Genomic DNA, 20,928 nt, shown 5'->3' with positions numbered 1-20,928 from the left:
GGGGGCAACCATGACACTAGACACCACCACCCCCGGACGGGAAATCTTCCAGCTGAAAAACGTCTGCCGCGGCTTCAACAAGGGCAATGACGAAATCCAGGTGCTGGACGACGTCAACCTGACGCTGCGCGAAGGCGAGATCGTCGGCCTGCTGGGCCGTTCCGGCTCCGGCAAATCCACCTTGCTGCGCATCATCGCCGGCCTGATCAAGCCCAGCAGCGGCGACGTCCGCTACCACGACAAGCCCTTGACCAGCCCGGCCGAAGGCGTGGCCATGGTGTTCCAGACCTTCGCGCTCTTCCCCTGGCTGACCGTGCTGCAAAACGTGGAGGCCGGCCTGGAAGCGCTGGGCGTGGAAGCCAAGGAACGCCGCCGCCGCGCGCTGGCCGCCATCGACCTGATCGGCCTGGACGGCTTTGAAAACGCCTACCCGCGCGAACTGTCCGGCGGCATGCGCCAGCGCGTCGGCTTCGCCCGCGGCCTGGTGGTCAACCCCACCCTGCTCTTGATGGACGAGCCCTTCTCCGCGCTGGACGTGCTCACCGCCGAAACGCTGCGCACCGATATGCTGGATCTGTGGAGCGAAGGCCAGTTGCCCATCCAGTCCGTGCTCATCGTCACCCACAATATCGAAGAAGCCGTGTTCATGTGCGACCGCATCCTGGTGCTGTCGTCCAATCCCGGCCGCGTGGTGGCGGAAATCAAAGTGCCCTTCCCGCACCGCCGCAATCGGCTGGACCCGGCCTTCCGCAAAATGGTGGACGACATCTACGCGCTGATGACCGCGCGCCGCAGCGCCCACACCCTGCACAAGCTGCCGCTGGAAATCGGCAGCCAGTTGAGCGAGGTCTCCACCAACCTGATGGCCGGCCTGATCGAGGAAGTGGCGCAAGCGCCGTATCACGGCAAGGCGGACATGCCGGAAATCGCGGAAAAGCTGCGGCTGGAAGTGGACGAGTTGTTCCCGGTGGCGGAAATCCTGGAGCATCTGGGCTTCGCCGAACTGAAAGACGGCGACATCCTGCTCACCGCCGCCGGCAAGCTGTTCGCCGACTACGGCACCCAGGAACGCAAAGTGCAGTTCGCCGAACACCTGCTGCGCCACGTGCCCATGGCCGCCCACATCCGCAAAGTGCTGCAGGAGCGCCCGGGCCAGCGCGCGCCGCGGCTGCGCTTCGCCCAGGAGCTGGAAGACTCGCTGTCCGACGAAACCGCCGAAGAGACGCTGGACACCGTGATCAGCTGGGGGCGCTACGCGGAAATCTTCTCCTACAACGACCACAGCGAAACCTTCAGTCTGGAGGATGTGGAAGGCGGACAGTAAGACTTGGGGGCGCCGCCGGCCCAAGGCTCCCCAAGCGCCCCCCTCAGCGGCTACAATGAACTGTTTTCACTAGACTGCCCGCCATGTTCGGACGCCAATTCAACGACATCGCCAGCAAAGACAGCACCCTGACCCGGCTCACCGCCGAGGCCAAAGAGCTGATGAAGCTGGACCGCGCCTTTCAGAAACTGCTGCCGCCGCTCTTGGTCGGCAGCTGCCGCGCCGTGCGCATCCGCGACGACGAGCTGGTGATTTACACCGACACCGGCATCATCGCCGCCCGCTTGCGCATGCTGGCCCCCAGCCTGTTGCCGCAACTGGCCAAGCAAGGTTTCATCGCCGGCAAGACCCGGGTCAAGGTGGATGTCCGCCTGGCGCGCAAGCCGCGTGAAAAAAAGCTGAAAATCAGCCAGAACGCGTTGGACGGCATGGAAGAAGCCGCCGCCAGCGTCAGCAATCCGCTGGTCAGCGCCGCGCTGGCCAAGCTGATCGCCCACCACCGCAAGTAAAGACCGGGACCGCCGCCCAGCTTGCCGCCGCCGGCCAAACCGGCTTAAAGTCGCGGCATGAAACAACACATCATCATATTGATCGCCGGTCTCGCCGCCGGCTTCGCCCAAGCCACGCCGACGGAACAGCCGACGCCGGCCGAGGCGGAAGCCTCTTTCAAGGCCCAGGCGCTCGCCTCATTCGATTCCAAGCCGGAATCCACCCACACCCTGCTGATACGCTCCATGGTGGAGTCCACGCTCAAAGACCTGCGCGTCACCGCGGTGAACGACTGCCAGAACGACGAGGAAAACGCCACGCTGGACTGCGAAGTCAGCTATCAGGCCCGCAAGCTCACCGGCAAGCCGGTGGAGCGCGAACAACGGATGCGCTTCAGCCGCCAGGACGGCCAATGGCGCATCGTGCCGCCGCCCAAGGACGCGGACGACGAAGAAAGCGGCGCCGCCTCCGCCCCGCAATAGGCTCAGGCCGGCTGGGCCTCGAAGCTGTCCGCCCGCGCCATCTGCCACATGCGGCCGTAAAAGGCCGCCTTGATCTCCGGCTCCAACAACTCGCCCGGCTGCAAAAAGACGTGCAGCTGCGAAAACAGGCGGATCTCGGTATCGCTGACACGGCGCACCAAGTGGTGCGGCCGCAGCTGCGACGGATGTTCCAGCCCTGCCGAGGCCAGCATCTCCGCCAGCGCCTTCATGGTGTTGCGGTGGAAATGAAACACCCGGTCCGCCTTGTCCGGCACCACCAGCGCGCGCTGGCGCAGCGCGTCCTGCGTCGCCACCCCGGTGGGACAGCGGTTGGTGTGGCAGCTCTGACTCTGGATGCAGCCGATGGCGAACATGAAGCCGCGCGCGGAATTGGCCCAGTCCGCACCTATGGCCAGCACGCTGGCGATGTCGAAGGCGCTGACCAGCTTGCCGCTGGCGCCTATCTTGATCTTGTCGCGCAGATTCAGCCCCACCAGCACATTGTGGACAAACAGCAGGCCCTCGCGCAGCGGCACGCCGATGTGGTCGGTGAACTCCAGCGGCGCCGCGCCGGTGCCGCCCTCCTTGCCGTCCACCACGATGAAATCCGGCAGAACCCCCGTTTCCAGCATCGCCTTGGCGATGCCCATGAACTCCCACGGGTGGCCCAGGCAGAACTTGAAGCCCACCGGCTTGCCGCCGGACAGCTCTCGCAGCCGGGCGATGAAGCGCATCAGTTCGATCGGCGTGGAAAACGCGCTGTGGCGCGACGGCGACACGCAATCCTGCCCCAGCGGCACGCCGCGGGTGGCGGCGATTTCCGGCGTCACCTTGTGCTTGGGCAGAATGCCTCCGTGGCCGGGCTTGGCGCCTTGGCTCAGCTTGATCTCAATCATTTTCACCTGCGGATTGCGCGCCTGCTCGGCGAAGCGCTCCGCGTCGAAACCGCCGGCCGCGTCGCGGCAGCCGAAATAGCCGCTGCCCAGCTCCCACACCAGCGCGCCGCCATGTTCCAAGTGATAAGGGCTGATGCTGCCCTCGCCGGTGTCGTGATAGAAGTCGCCGCGTTGCGCGCCCTGGTTCAAGGCGCGGATGGCGTTGGCGCTGAGCGCGCCGAAGCTCATCGCCGACACATTGAACAGGGACGCCGAATACGGCTGCGCGCACTGCGGGCCGCCGATCTCCACGCGGAAACCGGCCGGATCGCTCAGCGGCGCCGGCCGCATCGAATGGCTGATGAACTCGAAGCCCGGCTGATACACATCGATCAAGGTGCCGAACGGCTTGTCCGCGCCCTCGTTCTTGGCCCGCGCGTACACCAGGGAGCGCTGCGCGCGCGAAAACGGCAGCTGCTCGCGGTCGGACTCCAGCAAATACTGGCGGATTTCCGGACGGATGCTTTCCACCAGGTAGCGGATATTGCCCAGGATCGGGTAATTGCGCCGCACCGCGTGACGGGTTTGCAGCAGATCGAACACCCCCAGCAGCGTCAGCGCGGCCGCCGCCAGCGTGAACGGCCACAACCACTCGTAATGGACGAAAGGCAGGCTGAACAAGGTGAACAACAGGCAACAGGAGAAGAAAGCGTAACGGCTCAACAAAGACACACTCATGTGGACTCCAAAACTAGGTGGCGGAGAAGGCCCAGGGTAAGGTGACGCCCCGCCGCGCACAAGCCGCGGCAAGCGCCCATTCACATTAATAAATACATTCACTACATAGATAGTCCGCCACCTGATCTAAAGGCCGGCTCCACAAACACGACGACTATCCGGAAGATAACATCGCTCGACATCCACACCGCCGCGGCCCGGCCGCCGGTTCATTAGATAAAACGATGGAATCCACCACATGCCCAGCCTGCAACGCTTCCGCCCGGACACCGCGCCGGAAACCCTGATCGCCGCGTTAGAACAAGACGGCGGCATCGTGATAGAACAGCTGTTGACCCCGGAAAGCCTGGCCCAGTTCCGCGCCCAGCTGCAACCGTTGCTGGACCGCTCCGCCCCCTGTCAGGGCGATTTCTACGGCTACGCCACGCGCAGGATCAGCGGTCTGATCGAACGCGTGCCCGTCACCCGAGAACTCGCCGCCCATCCGCTGATCCTGCGAGTGATGGACGCCTTCCTGCTGCGCGGCTGCCGCGAATACCAGCTCAATCTGACCCAGGCCATCAGCATCGGCCCCGGCGAACCGCGCCAATTCCTGCACAGCGACGATCTGATGTTCCCCGGCACCGCGCCCGGATCTGAAAAAATGATCAACTGCATGTACGCGCTGGACGACTTCACCGAACAGAACGGCGCCACCTGCGTCGTGCCCGGCAGCCACCGCTGGCCCGAGCCGCGCGAAGCCCGTCCGGAAGAAGTCATCAGCGCCGCCATGCCCGCCGGCTCGGTGCTGATCTACCTGGGCTCGCTGACCCACTGCGGCGGCGCCAACCACAGCGACCAAGCGCGCACCGGCGTGGTCATCAGCTACAACCTGGGCTGGCTGCGCCAGGCGGAAAACCAATATCTCGCCGTTTCCCGCGAACTGGCCCGCACGCTGCCGCCGCGGCTGCAACGGCTGCTGGGCTACTTCGTTCACGCGCCCAATCTCGGCAGCCTGGACGGCCGCGACCCGATAGAACTGCTGCGCGAGGAGCCGCCGGCGGACACGCTGTTCCGCGAATTCCTGCCGGAGGAAATTCGCCAGCCGTTGGCGGAAGCGCGCGCCGCCGCGCTGCGCGCCGACTAAACGCCGACATCCTGCCGCAACACGGCGGCGGGATGATGGACCACACCGCATGCTCTCAGACAAGGACGCATCATGACCGCCGCCGATGAACAGGACAGCTCGTTGCCAGCCGAAACGGACGCCCCGCAAGACCCCTCCCGCCGCCGCCTGTTCGAAGGCCTGGCCGCCATCGGCGCCAGTTGCGCCTTGCCCGCCGCCGCCGCGCCCAGCAGCCACCCGCGCCGCGGCAAGCTGGACGCGCTGCTCAAGGCCAATATCAAGAACGTGGTGGTGATCTACCTGGAAAACCGCAGCTTCAACAACCTCTACGGCAACTTTCCCGGCGTGGCCCAGCCGCTGAGCGCGGTCAAGCCGGAACAGGCGCAGCAACGCGACCGCGACGGACAGCCGCTGTCCGGCCTGCCCAAGATCTGGGGCGGCCTGGTGCCCACCGGCCAGACCGTGGCCGGCAAGCGCTACTTCATCGAAGAAAAAGACATCCACGGCCTGCCCAACGCGCCCTTCCCGCTAAAGGACGCCGAAGGCCAGCCGCTGCCGGAGGCGGTGATCACCCGCGATCTCTGTCATCTGTTCTATCACAACCAGATGCAGATCAACGACGGCCGCAACGACCAGTTCGTCGCCTGGGCCGATTCCGGCGCGCTGGTGATGGGCCACTACCCGGACACCGCGCGCACGCTCAACCAATGGCAGATCGCCCGCCGCTTCACCCTGTGCGACAACTTCTTCATGGCGGCCTTCGGCGGCTCCTACCTCAACCACCAGTTCCTGATCTCCGCGCGCACCCCGGAATACTTCAACGCCGCCCAGACCCCGGCCAAGAAGAAAATCGCCGTACTGGCCGACGGGCCCACCGGCCACCAGTTGGCGCTGGACCCCAAATCCCCGGCCTCCGCGCTGGACGGCCCGCCCAAATTCGTCAACAACGGCGCCATCACCCCGGACGGCTACGCGGTCAACACCATGGCCCCGCCCTACCAGCCCAGCTTCGTGCGACCGGCGGAAGGCGGCGACAAGCGCTACGCCGACCCGCAAGACCCCAGCACCCTGCCGCCGCAAAGCTACCGCACCATAGGCGACCTCTTGTCCGAGAAGCACATAGACTGGGCCTGGTACGGCGGCAGCTGGCAAGCCGCGCTGGACGGCAAGGGCGGCGGCGACGCGCCCAACTTCCAGTACCACCACCAGCCCTTCAACTACTTCCGCCAGTTCGCGCCCGGCAGCGCCGCCCGCGAGCGCCATCTGCTGGACGGCGGCCTGGGCGACAGCCCGATTTCCAACCGCTTCATCGCCGACGCCGTGGCCGGCAAACTGCCCGCGGTGGCCTTCTACAAGCCGCAGGGCAATCTGAACATGCACGCCGGTTATTCCGACGTGGAGTCCGGCGACCGTCATGTGGCCAATGTGTTGCAGCACTTGATGAGCGGGCCGCAGTGGAAGCATATGCTGGTGGTGATCACTCACGATGAGAACGGCGGCTGGTGGGACCATGTGGCGCCGCCGCAGGGGGACCGCTGGGGGCCGGGCTCGCGGATTCCGGCGATCATCGTCTCGCCGTTCGCCAAGCGCGGGCATGTGGATCACACCTTTTACGACACCACGTCCATCATCCGTTTCATCAGCCGGCTGCATGATTTGCCGGAGCTGGAGGGGGTGAGCGCGCGCAATGCGGCCTTCCGCGCGCGCGGCGCGCAGCCGCCGGGGGATTTGACCGGGGCTTTGGCGTTTGCGTGAGGGGGGTTGTTGCATCCGCTTTGCGGGTGATGATTTGGGTGCCGCTTTCCGCGCTGACCAAGCGAGGCAAGCGCAGCGTTGTGAGGGCATAAGACAGGGAGGGGCGGGAAGCCGTAGGCCAGGCTTGCAGGGTGGCCTTTAGGAGTGGAGAGGATATTTGGCCAAGCAAATATCCTCTCCCTGCCCGCCGGGCAGCCCCGGCAATCAAAATCATCATCCGCGCAGCGGATTCAAAATCCAGATCACTCAACAACTAAGCCACGCTCAATCAAAGCAACCACCCCGCCTTGACCCCAAGCACTCCCTCAGGAACAATCCCCCCGTTGCCGCCCACATGCGGCACCGGGATTGGCGTCCCGTTGTGAGCTTTAGCAAACCTACGCAGCATGCTGCGTAGGTTGTTTTTCCATTGCAACGCCATTTGGCAGGTGCGTGGGAGGAGAGTGCTATGCACTCACCGGCTTGAAAGCTCACCCGGTACGCCAATCCGCTCACGCGCCTGCCTAATACCTCAGCCTCACCCGGCAGGTGGTTTATCTTGTGTCACAGCAGGAGAAACACCATGTCTTACACCCTACCTTCCCGCCGCCGCTACAAACTAGCCGCCCGCGAACAGCAGGCAACCCTGCTCCCCTTCGTTCGCTACCTGCCTTCCCGCGACTATCCCCACTACTGGCAAATGCCCGCTGCCTCCGAGAACTACGACATCGCCTGCGCTTACGGCCGCGAATGCGCGGCGCACCTGTTGCAGTGGTTGAAAGACAATCCGGACTACGTCGGCTCCGGCCTGCTCAGCCGCGTCGCCCGCGACATCGATTTCAGCGACCACAGCCAGCGCGGCCACTGGATGGGCTTCTTCAACTATCTGGAACACATGCTGTGGCTGGGCGCGCGCCGGGTTAGGATCTACCAACATCTCGACAGCCAACACCAGCTGCACGACGCGCAAATCCTGCGCACCTGGCTGGAGGCGCGGCACGCGCGACGCCGGCATTAAACCCGGCCGACGGATTTAGCCATCAACACAGCTGCCATCATAAAAAAAGCACCGTTTTCCTGATTAGGGAACGGTGCTTTTTGCTCGTATTGGATCAAAAACACGCTTCAGGCGGGAACGAGCTCCACCTTGATTTTCTTGCCAAGCGCCGTCGCGGCGCCTGCCAGCGTAGCCAGCGTCAAGCTGGTATCCGTGTCATCCAGCAAGCGGTTCAAGGCTGCGCGGCTGGTATGCATTTTCTTTGCCATAGCCGTCTTATTCAGCTTCTGCGCCTTCATTTCCTGCTGAATCTGCCAGGCGATCACCCGCTTCACGGCGATTGCCGTGGCTTCTTCCAGCATGCCCTCTTCGGCGAGGAAGTCATCGAAGCGGCTGCCGATATGCTCTTTGTTCATCATGTATTCCCTAGCTGTTTGAGCCGCGCAAGCGCCAGCCCCAAATCTTCCTTCGCGGTGGCCTGCGACTTCTTGATGAAACCATGCAGCAGAACCATCGCCTCCGCGACCACGGTGAACATCACTCTGGCGATACGCCCAGGCAGATGGATGCGGACCTCCCATAAATCCTTAGCCATTTTCCGCACCAAGGGCATGCCAAGCGGCCAGCCAAACTGGACCGTCTTGATGGCTGCGCCTATGACTTTTCGGTCCGGAGCCTCCAGCGCTTTCAACCAATCACGCACGGGTTCCGTACCGCTTGCCGTCTGGTAGAAACGAACATCCAGGATGGGGGCATTCATACTTGGATGGTACCAATTTTGGTACATTAGTCAAATCGAAAGCCTAGGCTGAAATACCGGCGCCACTTAAGAACCTGTTTACGATCTCGCGAGCTAGGGCGAGACAAGGCGAAAACGAGCGAAAAAGCGGAATGTACTCGTGGTACATGAGCATTTTGAGCTTGGTTTCAACGCCGTATCGCCGACGCGCAGCAGATCGTAAACAGGTTCTTAGCAAAGGCCATGAAAAAACACCGTTCCCCCTTATCTGGACGAACGGTGCTTTTCTCTTTCCAACGAAACGGACTCAGCGCCAACGCTGCCCGCAACACTCAAATCACGTAATCCTGACCTTCCTGCTTGGCGAACACCGACAGCTTCTTCGGCGTCACATACAGGCTGTCGCCAGGCACTACCGCCAACTCGCGGTAACGCTCCTTGCTCACCGCCGCCTCTATGCTGCGGCCGTCGGCCTGCACCAGTTCCACCCGCACGATGGGCCCCACCGCGTGGATATGCTCCACCGTGCCCTGCGCCAGCGCGCCGTCGGCCTGACGCGACAGGTCCAGATCATGCGGGCGCACATAGGCCACCGCCTCGTCGCCGCTGGCCAGCGTCAGCCCTTCCAGCGCATGGGCGTAGCCGCCGATCTGCAACTGTCCGCGCTCGATGCGGCCATGGAACAGGTTCACATCGCCCAGGAATTGGGTGACGAAGGGGGTGGCCGGGTTTTCATAGATGTCGTCCGGACGGCCCACTTGCTCGATGTGGCCGTGGTCCATCACCACCACCCGGTCCGACACTTCCAGCGCTTCTTCCTGATCGTGGGTGACGAACACGCTGGTGATGTGCATATCGTTGTGCAGATCGCGCAGCCAGCGGCGCAGGTCCTTGCGCACCTTGGCGTCCAGCGCGCCGAAGGGTTCGTCCAGCAACAGCACCTTGGGCTCCACCGCCAGCGAGCGCGCCAGCGCGATGCGCTGACGCTGGCCGCCGGATAGCTGGCCGGGATAGGCGTCCGCCAGCCAGTCCAGCTGCACCATTTTCAGCAGCTGCATCACTTTGTCGCGGATCTCGTCCTTGCCGGGCCGGCTCTTGCGCGGCTTGACGCTGAGGCCGAAGGCCACGTTGTCGAACACCGTCATGTGGCGGAACAGCGCGTAATGCTGGAACACGAAGCCCACTTCGCGCTCGGCCACATGGGTGTGGGTGGCGTCGGCGCCGGAAAACAGCACTTGCCCGGCGTCCGGCTGTTCCAGGCCGGCGATGATGCGCAGCAAGGTGGTCTTGCCGCAGCCGGACGGCCCCAGCAGCGCCAGCAGTTCGCCGGCTTCCACGTTGAGGCTGACATTGTCCAGCGCGACGAAATCGCCGAACTGTTTGCGGATATTACGGATTTCTATGCTCATGCGGGCTGGTCCTTGGCTATGGCGCGGCCGGCGGCGGCCAGGCGAGCGGCCGCGCTGCGTTCCGCGGCGGCGTCGCTCTGTCGCGCCATCCGCCACTCCACCAGGCTCTTGACGCCCAGGGTAACCAGGGCGAGGAAGGCCAATAGCGAAGCGCAGGCGAAGGCGCCGACGAAGTTGTACTCGTTGTACAGGATTTCCACATGCAGCGGAATGGTATTGGTTTGGCCGCGGATATGGCCGGACACCACGCTGACCGCGCCGAATTCCCCCATCGCGCGGGCATTGGTCAGGATCACACCGTAGAGCAGGCCCCATTTGACATTGGGCAGGGTCACGCGCCAGAAGGTCTGCCAGCCGGAGGCGCCCAAGACCAGCGCCGCCTGCTCCTCGTCCGCGCCCTGGGCCTGCATCAGCGGGATCAGTTCACGGGCCACGAAGGGGAAGGTGACGAAGACGGTGGCCAGCACGATGCCGGGCACGGCGAAGATCACTTGCAGGCCGTGCTGCTGCAACCAGCCGCCCAGCGCGGTGTTGACGCCGAACAAGAGCACGTACATCAGGCCGGCCACCACCGGCGACACCGCGAACGGCAGGTCGATCAGCGTGGTCAGGAAGCTCTTGCCGCGGAATTCAAAGCGGGCGATGGCCCAGGCCGCCGCCACGCCGAACACCAGGTTCAGCGGCACGGCAATGACGGCGGCGGTCAGCGTCAGCTTGATGGCCGCCCATGCATCCGGCTCCACCAGCGCGGCCAGGTACAGGTCCCAGCCCTTGCGGAAGGCTTCCCAAAACACCGCCAGCAGCGGCACCAGCAAGAACAGGAACAAGAAGGCCAGCGCCAGGCCGGTCAGCAGATAGCGCACCGTGCGCGATTCAGTGGTCAGGCTTTGCATATCATTTACCCGCGCCGTGGCGGCGCGCGGCCCACCATTGGATGAGGTTGATGGCGAACAGGAACAGGAAGGAGATGGCCAGCATCACCAGCGCCACCGCCACCGCGCCGTTTTGGTCGAACTGGTCCAGCTTGGCGGCGATGATCAGCGGGGCGATCTCCGACACCATCGGGATATTGCCGGCGATGAAGATCACCGAGCCGTATTCGCCGGTGGCGCGGGCGAAGGCCATTGCGCCGCCGGTGATCAAGGCCGGCAACGCCGCCGGGAAGATCACGCGCCGGAAAATGTCCCAGCGCCCGGCGCCCAGACAGGTGGCGGCTTCTTCCAGCTCGCGCTCCAGGTCTTCCAGCACCGGCTGCACCGTGCGCACCACGAAGGGCAGGCCGATGAAGGTCAGCGCCACAATGATGCCCAGCGGGGTGAACGACACTTTCAGGCCCAGCGGCTCCAGGTATTGGCCTATCCAGCCGTTGGGCGCGTACAGCGTGGTCAGCGCGATGCCGGCCACCGCGGTGGGCAGCGCGAACGGCAGGTCCACCAGCGCGTCTATCAGCCGTTTGCCGGGAAAGCGGTAGCGCACCAGCACCCAGGCCACCAGGAAGCCGAACAGCAGATTGATCAGCGCGGCGATGCCGGCGGAAACAAAGGACAGGCGAATGGCGGCGGCCACGCGCTCATGGGCCACCGCGTCGACGAAGGCCGCCCAGCCCATGCCGTGCGCCGACCACAGCAGCGCGGCAAAGGGCAGCAGCACGATCAGTCCCAGCCAGAACAGGGTGATGCCGAAAGACAGGCCGAAGCCGGGCAGCACCGAGTGGCGCTTATTGATCAGATTGAAGCCGCTGGCCGCCATCACGCGCTCATTTCTTGCTGAAGATCTGGTCGAAGCTGCCGCCGTCGGCGAAGTGCTTCTGATTGACCGCGGTCCAGGAGCCGAACACGCTGGCCACGGTGAAGGTTTTCACCGCCGGGAAGCGGGAGGCGAACTGCTTGGCCACCGCCGGGTCTTGCGGCCGCAGGTAGTTGTCGGCGGCCAGTTTCTGGCCTTCCGGGCTCCACAGGTATTGCAGATAGGCTTCCGCCTGCTTGCGGCTGCCCTTGCGGTCCACCACCTTGTCCACCACGGACACCGGGTTCTCGGCCAGCACGGACACGCTGGGGTAAACCAGTTCAAAGCCGCCTCGGCCGAATTCGCGGGCGATCATTTCCGCCTCGTTCTCAAAGGTCACCAGCACGTCGCCAATCTGGCGCTGCATGAAGGTGGTGGTGGCGGCGCGGCCGCCGCCGTCCAGCACCGGCACGTTCTTGAAGATGCGGCCTACCAGATCCTGGGCCTTGGCCTCGTTGCCGCCCGGCTGTTTCAGCGCATAGCCCCAGGCCGCCAGATAGCTGTAGCGGCCGTTGCCGGAAGTCTTGGGATTGGGGATCACCACTTTCAGGCCCGGCTTGGCCAGATCGCTCCAGTCGCGCACTTGCTGCGGATTGCCCTTGCGCACCAGGAACACGATGGTGGAGGTGAACGGCACCGCGTGGTTGGGCAGGCGGCTGGCCCAATTGGCCGGCACCAAGCCCTTGCCCGCCAGCAGGTCGATATCGGTGGCCTGGTTCATGGTGATCACGTCGGCGGCCAAGCCGTTGGCCACCGCCAGCGCCTGCTTGCTGGAGCCGCCGTGCGACTGCTGCAGGGTGACGGTTTCGCCGGTCTTGGCCTTATAGGCTTTCTGAAAGGCCGGGTTGTAGTCCTTGTAGAAGTCGCGCATCACGTCGTAGGACACGTTGAGCAATGTGGCGTCGGCCAGCGCGGAGCCTGACGCGGCCAGCAACAGGGCGGCCAGGGCGAGACGGAGCTTCATGGACAGACCTTTTCTGAATGGATGATCGGCGATGTTCCCGAGATGTTCCCGACTATACCCAAGGACTGTTATATCCATAAATAATATTGTGAAATACTCTTATCCCTCAATCATCTAACAAGCCCGCCCCACCCTCTTCGCATTCCCGCGCGCTCCAGCGGCGCGCGCACCGCTCTGGCCGCCCTCCCCGCTTTGGTTTACTCTCAGAGTCAATCCTCTATTCTGGCTCTCGGAAGTTTCCACGATGAACGTCAAAGACTATATGCAACAGGCGGGCAAGGCCGCCCGCAAAGCCAGCCGCGAACTGGCCCGCGCCGACACCGCGCAGAAGAACCGCGCGCTGCTGGCGATGGCGGACGCCATCCTGCGCGATCAGGCCAAGCTGTTGGCCGCCAATGCTCAGGACATGGACGCGGCGCGCAAGGCCGGCTTGGAACCGGCGATGCTGGAGCGGCTGGCTTTGACTGACAAAACTATCGTCGGCATGGCCGAAGGCCTGCGCCAAATCGCCGCGCTGCCGGACCCGGTGGGCGAGGTCAGCGAGATGGCCTACCGTCCGTCCGGCATCCAGTTGGGCAAGATGCGAGTGCCCTTGGGCGTGGTGGGCATCATTTACGAGGCCCGCCCCAACGTCACCGCCGACGCCGCCGGCCTGTGCCTGAAATCCGGCAACGCCGCGCTGCTGCGCGGCGGCTCCGAGGCCTTCCACAGCAATCAGGCCATCGCCGCCTGCGTGCACGAGGGCCTGCGCGAAGCCGGCCTGCCGGCCGAGGCGGTGCAGGTGCTGGCCACCACCGACCGCGCCGCGGTGGGCGAGATGATCACCATGCCGCAATACGTGGACGTGATCGTGCCGCGCGGCGGCAAGGGCCTGATCGCCCGCATCAGCGCTGAGGCGCGGGTGCCGGTGATCAAGCATCTGGACGGCAACTGCCATGTCTACATCGACGACACCGCCAGCCCGGACAAGGCTTTCGACATCGCGCTGAACGCCAAGACCCATCGCTACGGCACGTGCAACACCATGGAAACCCTGTTGGTGCACACCGCCTTCGCGGAATTCATCCTGCCGCGCCTGGCTGCGGCCTATTGGGAAAAAGGCGTGGAGCTGCGCGGCTGCGAACGCACCCGCGCCATCCTGGGCGACAAGGTGCGCCCGGCCGGGGAAGAGGACTGGGCCAGCGAATACCTGGCGCCCATCCTGGCCGTCAAGGTGGTCAAGGATCTGGACGAGGCCATCGAACATATCAACCACTGGGGCAGCCACCACACCGACGCCATCGTGTCCGAAGACTACGGCCGCACCCGCCGCTTCCTGCGCGAGGTGGACTCCGCCAGCGTGATGGTCAACGCCTCCACCCGCTTCGCCGACGGCTTTGAATACGGGCTGGGCGCGGAAATCGGCATTTCCACCGACAAGATCCACGCGCGCGGCCCGGTGGGCCTGACCGGTCTGACCAGCCAAAAGTGGATCGTGCTGGGCGACGGCCATATCCGTTCCTGATCCCGCCGCATCGAAGGCCGCTTGCTTGAGCGGCTTTCGCTATGCCGCCGGCCTCGCTGCCGGCGGCGTTTTCATTGATAATCGCTGCTTTGCTTCCATACCCGGCGATTCCATGCTGACCCTGAACCAACAAGACTTGGCCGCGCTGTCGGCCAAAGCCGCCTGTGCGCCGCGCCTGCGCGCCAATCAGAATTTCCACGTCCAGCTGGAAGACCCGATCCAGCGCCTGGCCATCGCCATGGAGCCGGACACCTATGTCCGCCCGCACCGCCACGACCACAGCTGGGAAATGCTGATCGCGCTCAGCGGCGCCTTTGAAGTGATCGTTTTCGACGAGGCCGGCGTGGTGCAAAGCCGCCATCGCTTGGGCGCGGACGGCGCGCGCGTCTTCGAAATGCCGGCCAACACCTGGCACTCGGTGGTGTCGCTGCAACCGGGCAGCGTGGTGTTCGAAGTCAAGCACGGCCCGTATCTGCCGCTGCAGGACCAGAACCTGGCCGCCTGGTCCCCGGTCGAGGGTTCCGAGCGCGTGCCGGCGATGCTGGATTTCCTGCGCCGCGCTCAAGCCGGCCAGCGCTTCGACGGCTGAGCCCCGCGCCGGTCAAACGGCTAGCCGAATAAGCTTGCCAGCCGCCTCGCCCCTGTTTACCGTGTAGGGCATCTCTTGGGGGCGGGAGTCGGACCATGTTGTGGCATTGGTTGCTGGCAAGCTTGCATCTACTGGCTCTGGGCGCCGGCCTGGCCGCCCTCTGGAGCCGAGCCGGCCTGCTGCGCCAGCAGCAATTCCCCAATCAGACCCCGCAGCTGTTTCGCAGCCACCGCTGGTGGCTGCTGGCGCTGACGCTGTGGACCGTCAGCGGCCTGGGCCTGCTCTCGCTGGACCCCGCCCGGCTGCAACAACCGTTGTTCATGCTCAAACTGCTGACCCTGGCCCCGCTGCTGCTGCTGGAAGTCCGCGCTTCGCGCGGACTGATGCGCTGGCAAAGCCAGCTGCGCATCCAGCGCAGTCTGGAACTGCGCGGCGCCGACTCGCTGGCGCGCAGCAGTTATTGGCAAATCTGGCTGCTGCTCGCCATCGTCGGCGAATCCGCCGCGCTGCATGGCTGAATAAACGGCGCCCAGTCCGCCGCGGCTCCGCCGTCTCAAACTCCTTAACACCTGCAACCGGCCTAACTCGAACTTGCGCGCGGCGCCGGGCTTCCAACCCCATATCCCGTCCCGACGCAAGAACGCCATGCCCATTCTGATCGAACACTGCAAATCCCTATTGCTTCAAGCCGCGCTGGGCGTCGCCCTGAGCTGCGCGGTCATGCCTGCTCTCGCCAACCTGAGCGACCCCGTCGCCACGCTGAAGGCCAAGGCCTCGCCGCCCGCCGTGGCCAGCTGCCTGGACGAACGCATGCGCAAGCTGCGCATTCCCAGCGAATACATCGAACGCGAGCGCGGCCGAGACGGCGGCGAGACCGTGCGTCTGACCAATCCGGCCACCCAGAAAGACGGGCTGGAAATCCTCATCCGCCCGGACGGCGACGCCAGCAAGCTGACGGTGAACACCCATGGCCTCAGTTACAGCAAGGCATGGCGCAAACTGGTCACGGACTGCGCTCAGCGCGCCTGAGTCCCTCCCCGGCCGGGCTGTGGACAGCGCCGGCCGCGGCCCCGCGGCTGTGGAAAGTGTGCGCAAACTGTGTACAAAACTGTGGATAACATTGAAAAGCCCCCGGCAGACCCCCGGTTTGATTGCGTCCGCTTGCCTTTTCCGCTTGTGTACAACTTTTGAAACCCACGGCGCGCTGTGTGTAATGTGGATGAAACGGGGACAAGCTTGTGGATAAGCGGAGCCGGCGTTTGACAGCCAGTCCCGCTGACAAAAATTCTCCAGCGGTTACACTGGACAAGAGATCTTCGTCCAGGAGCCCGCATGTCCAATTACCACGCCAAGTACGAACTGCACTACGCCGCCGGCAAGGCGCTGCGCCAAGCCTGCTCCCGCACGCTGCAAGCCGAAAACCGGCTCAGCGCGCCGCGCGACATCCTCGCCATGGTGGAGCACACCTCGCAGGGCCGGGTGCAGGGCCTGATTCCGCTGCGCTACAGCCGGATGCAGGTTTCGCCCTTCACCTTTTTCCGCGGCTTCGCCATGATCCAGGCCGCCGATCTGGCCGCCAATCCCTCCAGCGGCCTGAAGCTGCAGATCTGCGGCGACGCCCACCTGATGAACTACGGCTTCTTCGCCTCCCCTGAACGGCAGCTGATCTTCGACATCAACGACTTCGATGAAACCCACCACGGTCCGTGGGAATGGGATCTGAAACGGTTGGCGGTCAGCCTGGTGCTGGCCGCGCGCGGCCAGGGCTTCAGCGAAAGCCAGGCGCGGGACATGGTGTGCCGCGCCAGCGAGGTCTACCGCCGCCGCGTCAATGAATACGCCCGCATGGGACAACTGGAGCTGTGGTACACCAAGGTGGGCTTCGAACAATTGCTGGAGCGCGCGCCCACCGACGCCATCCGCCAGCAAATGCTCAAGCTGTCCGACAAGGCCAGACACCAGACCCAGGAAAAACTGCTGCCCAAGATGACGGAGCTGGAAGACGGCACCCTGCGGCTGCGCGACAACCCGCCGGTGATCTTCCATCTGCACGACAAGAACACCCTGCTGGACAACGACGACAGCTGGCTGTCCGCCGACGACGCCGAGGCCCTGGTCAAGCCGATGCTGGACAACTACATCGACACCTTGAAGGAAGACCGCCGTCAGTTGCTGGAGCGCTTCCGGCTGGTGGATTGCGCGTTCAAGGTGGTGGGCGTGGGCAGCGTGGGCACCCGCTGTCTGGTGATGCTGTTGCAGGACAACTTCGACCAGCCGCTGTTCCTGCAATTGAAGGAGGCGCGCCCCTCGGTGCTGGAGCCTTACACCCAGGCCTGCGTGCACGGCCACCAGGGCAAGCGGGTGGTGTTCGGCCAGCGCCTGATGCAGGCGGCCAGCGACCTGTTCCTGGGCTGGACCACCGGCCCGGCCGGTCGTCACTTCTACGTGCGCCAGTTGCGCGACATGAAGGCGGCGCCGTCGCTGGAAGCCTTCGCCACGCCGGAAGCGCTGACCGCCTACGGCCAGGCCTGCGCCTGGGCGCTGGCGCGCGCGCACTCCAAATCCGGCGGCCAAGCCGCCCAACTGGCCGGCTATGTGGGCGACAGCGACAAGCTGGACCAGGCCATCGCCGGCTACGCGCTGGCCTACGCCGACCAGGTGGAAGCCGATTATCAGGTGTTCAAGGCCGCCATCGCCAGCGGCCGGCTGCAAGTCCACGACTGAAAACCCCGTCGCAACGCCGCCGCCGGCGGCGTTCATCCTTCCGTATTAATACCAAACCCTTGATCTTGTTGCTTGTAATGTCATAAAACCATACTAGAACAGGCGATAATCCCGGCCCTGTCCTTGCCGCCGGCAAAGACAGGGCCGACAGCCCACAATCAGACATCCACCTTCGAAAAGCGAACATCATGCGGGTCAATACCAGACTGTTCATCATCATGGCGGCCAGCCTGCTGGCGCTGCTCAGCATCGCGGCCGTGGCGCTGCTCTCCACCCGCGCCACGCTGGGCCAGGAAAAGCGCGAGCAAATCACCCACCTGCTGCGCATGGCGGAAGGCACCATGAGCCACTTCCAGAAACTGGAGGAAAAAGGCCTGCCGCGCACCGACGCCCAAAAACAAGCCATCGCCGCCCTCAACGCGCTCAAGGTGGACGACATCTACTTCTTCGGCCGCAATCCGCAAAACGTGGTGATGTTCCACCCCAACAAAGACCGGGTGGGCAAGGTGGACATGGGCAGCACGCTGCCGGACGGCCGCACCACGGTGGCGGTCTATGAAGAGGCCTTGCAGAAAGAGCATTACGGCCTGGTGACCATCCAGACCTCGCGCAAGGGCAGCAAGGGGGAATTTCCCAAACTCAACGGCGTGGTGCGCTTCGAGCCCTGGGGCTGGATGGTGGGCACCGGCATCTTCATCGACGACATCGACCAGCTGTTCTGGAGCCAGGCGCGCACGCTGCTGATCATCGCCGCCATCGGCGTGATCACGCTGGCCGGCCTGATCCTGCTGGTCTCGCGCAGCATCATGCAGTCTCTGGGCGGCGATCCCAACTACGCGGCTCAGGTGGTCAAGGCCATCGCCGACGGCGATCTGGGCACCGACATCGTGGTGCAGGGCCCGCCGCACAGCCTGCTGGCGGCAATGCGCGAAATGCAGCTGAAACTGCGCCAGATGATCGAGGAGATTAGCCTCGCCGCCACCAATATCAACCAGGCCAGCCGTCAGCTATCCAGCGATATGGACAAGGTGCACGACGTTTCCGGCGTGGCCAGCTCCTCCACCAGTTCCGCCGCCGCCGCCATCGAGCAGCTGTCTGTGAGCATAGACCACGTCACCGCCAGCGCCCGCGACACCGAATCCGGCTCGCGCGACACCGTGGAGCTGGCGCGCCAGGGCGAAGCGCTGGCGGCGCGGGCCGCCGAGGGCATCCGCAACATCGCCGGCCAAGTGCATAGCGCCAGCGATATGGTGGGCAAGCTGGCCGAACGCACCCGCAACATCAGCGGCATCGCCGAAACCATCCGCGACATCGCCAACCAGACCAATCTGCTGGCGCTGAACGCGGCGATCGAAGCGGCGCGCGCCGGCGAGATGGGCCGCGGCTTCGCGGTGGTGGCGGACGAAGTGCGCAAGCTGGCCGAGCGCACCGCCTCCGCCACCGACGAGATCTCCACCATCGTGCAGGCGGTGGTCAGCGAAACCGGCAGCGTGTCCAGCCAGATGGACGACATCCGCCCGGCGGTGGAAGGCGGCGTGGAGCAGGTGCAGCAGGCGGCCCAGACGCTGGACGCCATCAGCAAGCAGGCCAGCCAGGCGCTGGAGCATGTGCACAATGTGGTGGTGGCGATGGGCGAGCAGAGCCAGGCCGGCACCAATATCGCCGGCAACGTCGAGCAGGTGGCCGGCGTGGTGGAGGAAACCCAGAATTCGGTCAGCAACGCGGTGGGGGCGGTTCGCGCTATCGATCAGCAGGCGGACACCCTGCAACAGACCGTGGGCCGTTTCCGCCTCTAAGAGCCTGTTGGCGGCGATACGGCGTTGAAAACAAGGTCGAAATACGCATGCGCCACGAGTACGTTCCGCTTTCTCGGCCGCAACGCCTTGTCTCGCCCTAGCTCGCGATCGTAAACCCCTTCCCAGCCTTCCCCAAGCCCCGCTCCGCCGGGGCTTTTTGCCGCCTTCATTCCGGGCTTGCCCTCCCGCCCCTGCCTGATGGCATAATGTGCGCAGAGCAAACGCTCCAAAAATAAAACAAAGCCACGGACAGACAGACCCAAACATGCAAACAATAATGCGCAAGCGCATCGGGAGAGATTCATGTCCCAGGCCACCATCCCGGCGGACTTGGCCGAATGGCTGATTCAACAGAATGTTCGTGACGTAGAACTGGCTTTCGCCGACGTGCACGGTTTTGCCCGCGGCAAAACCTTGCCGGCCAAGGCCTTCATCAAGGGGCAGCCGCTGCGCATCGCGCGGGCGGTGCCCATCCAAAGTTGCATCGGCGAATTCCCGGACTACCGCTACTACGGCGAGCACGATCCGGACGTCACCCTGGTTCCGGATTTCGCCACCCTGCGCCAGGTGCCGTGGGCCAAGACCCCGCGCGCCAGCGTGATCTGCGACTGCGTGGACCACGACGGCAGCCTGGCGCCGCTGGCGCCGCGCTCGGCGCTGAAAGCGGTGCTGGCGCGCTACGCGGCGCTCGGCTGGACGCCGGTGGTGGCGCCGGAGCTGGAGTTCTACATCTTCGCCGCCCACGGCGACCCGCAGCAGCCGTTTCAGCCGCCCACGCTGCGCAGCGGCCGCCGTGAAGCCGGCTTCGACTCCTTCAGCTTCTCCTCGCTCAACGATCTGGAAGCCTATTTCGACGATCTCTACCGCGCCTGCGAAATGCTGGGCATCGCCACCGACACCTTCGTCCACGAAATGGGCCCCAGCCAGTTTGAGATCAATCTCAAGCACGGCGACGCGCTGGCGCTGGCCGACCAAACCTTCCTGTTCAAGACCGCGCTTAAGGAGATAGGCAACCGCCACGGCCTCAGCGTGGTGTGCATGGCCAAGCCGCTGCCGGGCCAGCCGGGCAGTTCGATGCACTTGCACCAAAGCGTGGTGGACCAGCATGGCGACAATGTCTTCAGCCGCGCCGACGGCGAAGCCTCGGAAACCTTCTACGGCTTCATCGCCGGCCTGCAGCGTTATCTGCCGGAACTGATGCCCTTGTTCTGCCCCAGCCCCAATTCCTACCGCCGCTTCGTCAAAGGCATGGCCGCGCCGGTCAATCTGAGCTGGGGCCTGGACAACCGTTCGGTGGGGTTGCGGGTGCCGGTGTCCGGCCCGGAAGGCCGCCGCGTGGAAAACCGGCTGCCCGGCTGCGACGCCAACCCCTATCTGTCGCTGGCGGCCAGCCTGGGCGCCGGCCTGCTGGGCATTGAAGGCCGCTTGCAGCCCAGCGAGCCCGCCACCGGCAATGTGTTCAAGAGCGAACGCGCCAGCCTGCCCAATACCCTGGACGCCGCCTGCGAGGCGATGGCCGGCGGCGACGCCGCCGCGCAGCTGTTCGGCGCGGAGTTCAGCGCCGCCTATCTGGCGGTGAAGGAGGTGGAACTGACTCACTACCACAGCCAGATCACGCCGTGGGAGCGTCAATACCTGGGTCTGCTGGCCTGAGAACCCATTGACCAATGCAAA

Annotated in this window: 20 protein-coding genes; 13 read left to right on the top strand and 7 right to left on the bottom strand. The window is 64.6% G+C overall.

Features of this window, described 5'->3' with window-relative positions; genetic code table 11:
* The first annotated feature begins 10 nt into the window (after positions 1-10).
* The 3 genes from JC616_RS02100 to JC616_RS02090 all read left to right on the top strand — a co-directional run bounded on the left by JC616_RS02100 (position 11) and on the right by JC616_RS02090 (position 2,295).
* Positions 11-1,324: an ABC transporter ATP-binding protein gene (locus tag JC616_RS02100; RefSeq protein WP_227106500.1), complete on the top strand. Its 1,314-nt coding sequence runs from the start codon at positions 11-13 to the stop codon at positions 1,322-1,324.
* Positions 1,325-1,407: 83 nt separating this feature from the next.
* Complete coding sequence (locus tag JC616_RS02095) at positions 1,408-1,833, top strand: DUF721 domain-containing protein (protein ID WP_227106499.1); 426 nt, start codon at positions 1,408-1,410, stop codon at positions 1,831-1,833.
* 57 nt (positions 1,834-1,890) lie between these two features.
* The gene (locus tag JC616_RS02090) at positions 1,891-2,295 is read left to right on the top strand and encodes a hypothetical protein (protein ID WP_227106498.1); all 405 of its coding nucleotides are present in this window, start codon (positions 1,891-1,893) and stop codon (positions 2,293-2,295) included.
* 2 nt (positions 2,296-2,297) lie between these two features.
* Here JC616_RS02090 and JC616_RS02085 read toward each other — a convergent pair whose 3' ends face one another.
* Positions 2,298-3,908, bottom strand: coding sequence for an FMN-binding glutamate synthase family protein (locus tag JC616_RS02085; protein ID WP_227106497.1), 1,611 nt, complete (start codon positions 3,906-3,908; stop codon positions 2,298-2,300).
* A 238-nt stretch (positions 3,909-4,146) separates the two neighbouring features.
* Here JC616_RS02085 and JC616_RS02080 point away from each other — a divergent pair, with 238 nt between their 5' ends.
* The 3 genes from JC616_RS02080 to JC616_RS02070 all read left to right on the top strand — a co-directional run bounded on the left by JC616_RS02080 (position 4,147) and on the right by JC616_RS02070 (position 7,765).
* Positions 4,147-5,034, top strand: coding sequence for a phytanoyl-CoA dioxygenase family protein (locus tag JC616_RS02080; RefSeq protein WP_227106496.1), 888 nt, complete (start codon positions 4,147-4,149; stop codon positions 5,032-5,034).
* 72 nt (positions 5,035-5,106) lie between these two features.
* Entirely contained in the window at positions 5,107-6,768 is a 1,662-nt protein-coding gene (locus JC616_RS02075) for an acid phosphatase (protein WP_227106495.1), read from the top strand.
* 562 nt (positions 6,769-7,330) lie between these two features.
* Positions 7,331-7,765 (top strand): hypothetical protein, encoded by a 435-nt coding sequence (locus tag JC616_RS02070; protein WP_227106494.1) that lies wholly within the window; start codon positions 7,331-7,333, stop codon positions 7,763-7,765.
* A gap of 107 nt (positions 7,766-7,872) precedes the next feature.
* On the opposite strand, the gene JC616_RS02065 is transcribed toward JC616_RS02070, so the two are convergent.
* The 6 genes from JC616_RS02065 to JC616_RS02040 form a co-directional block, all read right to left on the bottom strand.
* Positions 7,873-8,160: an XRE family transcriptional regulator gene (locus JC616_RS02065; RefSeq protein WP_081546910.1), complete on the bottom strand. Its 288-nt coding sequence runs from the start codon at positions 8,158-8,160 to the stop codon at positions 7,873-7,875.
* Complete coding sequence (locus JC616_RS02060; protein ID WP_107797849.1) at positions 8,160-8,504, bottom strand: type II toxin-antitoxin system RelE/ParE family toxin; 345 nt, start codon at positions 8,502-8,504, stop codon at positions 8,160-8,162. The genes JC616_RS02065 and JC616_RS02060 overlap by 1 nt, the downstream gene beginning before the upstream one ends.
* Positions 8,505-8,815: 311 nt before the next feature.
* Positions 8,816-9,892, bottom strand: coding sequence for a sulfate/molybdate ABC transporter ATP-binding protein (locus JC616_RS02055; protein ID WP_227106493.1), 1,077 nt, complete (start codon positions 9,890-9,892; stop codon positions 8,816-8,818).
* Positions 9,889-10,785, bottom strand: coding sequence for a sulfate ABC transporter permease subunit CysW (cysW, locus tag JC616_RS02050; protein WP_048408326.1), 897 nt, complete (start codon positions 10,783-10,785; stop codon positions 9,889-9,891). Before cysW ends, JC616_RS02055 begins: the two co-directional genes overlap by 4 nt.
* Before the next feature lies 1 nt (position 10,786).
* The gene (gene cysT, locus JC616_RS02045) at positions 10,787-11,641 is read right to left on the bottom strand and encodes a sulfate ABC transporter permease subunit CysT (RefSeq protein WP_048408327.1); all 855 of its coding nucleotides are present in this window, start codon (positions 11,639-11,641) and stop codon (positions 10,787-10,789) included.
* Positions 11,642-11,648: 7 nt separating this feature from the next.
* Positions 11,649-12,641 carry a sulfate ABC transporter substrate-binding protein gene (locus JC616_RS02040; RefSeq protein ID WP_227106492.1) on the bottom strand — a complete coding sequence of 331 codons (993 nt, stop codon included), beginning with the start codon at positions 12,639-12,641 and terminating at the stop codon, positions 11,649-11,651.
* A 244-nt stretch (positions 12,642-12,885) separates the two neighbouring features.
* On the opposite strand from JC616_RS02040, the gene JC616_RS02035 reads away from it, so the two are divergent.
* The 7 genes from JC616_RS02035 (at position 12,886) to JC616_RS02005 (ending at position 20,907) form a co-directional block, all read left to right on the top strand.
* Complete coding sequence (locus tag JC616_RS02035; protein ID WP_227106491.1) at positions 12,886-14,145, top strand: glutamate-5-semialdehyde dehydrogenase; 1,260 nt, start codon at positions 12,886-12,888, stop codon at positions 14,143-14,145.
* Between the two features lie 112 nt (positions 14,146-14,257).
* Complete coding sequence (locus JC616_RS02030; protein ID WP_227106490.1) at positions 14,258-14,734, top strand: WbuC family cupin fold metalloprotein; 477 nt, start codon at positions 14,258-14,260, stop codon at positions 14,732-14,734.
* A gap of 95 nt (positions 14,735-14,829) precedes the next feature.
* The gene (locus JC616_RS02025) at positions 14,830-15,252 is read left to right on the top strand and encodes a DUF2214 family protein (protein WP_227106489.1); all 423 of its coding nucleotides are present in this window, start codon (positions 14,830-14,832) and stop codon (positions 15,250-15,252) included.
* 127 nt (positions 15,253-15,379) lie between these two features.
* A complete protein-coding gene (locus tag JC616_RS02020; protein WP_227106488.1) occupies positions 15,380-15,763 on the top strand; it encodes a hypothetical protein in 384 nt (127 codons plus the stop codon).
* 303 nt (positions 15,764-16,066) lie between these two features.
* Positions 16,067-17,458, top strand: coding sequence for a DUF2252 domain-containing protein (locus JC616_RS02015; RefSeq protein ID WP_107797842.1), 1,392 nt, complete (start codon positions 16,067-16,069; stop codon positions 17,456-17,458).
* A gap of 188 nt (positions 17,459-17,646) precedes the next feature.
* The gene (locus tag JC616_RS02010) at positions 17,647-19,254 is read left to right on the top strand and encodes a methyl-accepting chemotaxis protein (protein WP_227106487.1); all 1,608 of its coding nucleotides are present in this window, start codon (positions 17,647-17,649) and stop codon (positions 19,252-19,254) included.
* Between the two features lie 303 nt (positions 19,255-19,557).
* A complete protein-coding gene (locus JC616_RS02005) occupies positions 19,558-20,907 on the top strand; it encodes a glutamine synthetase family protein (RefSeq protein WP_107797840.1) in 1,350 nt (449 codons plus the stop codon).
* Positions 20,908-20,928: the final 21 nt, after the last annotated feature.

The sequence above is a fragment of the Chromobacterium rhizoryzae genome, from assembly GCF_020544465.1.
Lineage (GTDB): Bacteria > Pseudomonadota > Gammaproteobacteria > Burkholderiales > Chromobacteriaceae > Chromobacterium.
Note: the sequence above shows the minus strand (reverse complement) of the source record. Positions and strands in the feature narration are given on the sequence as shown.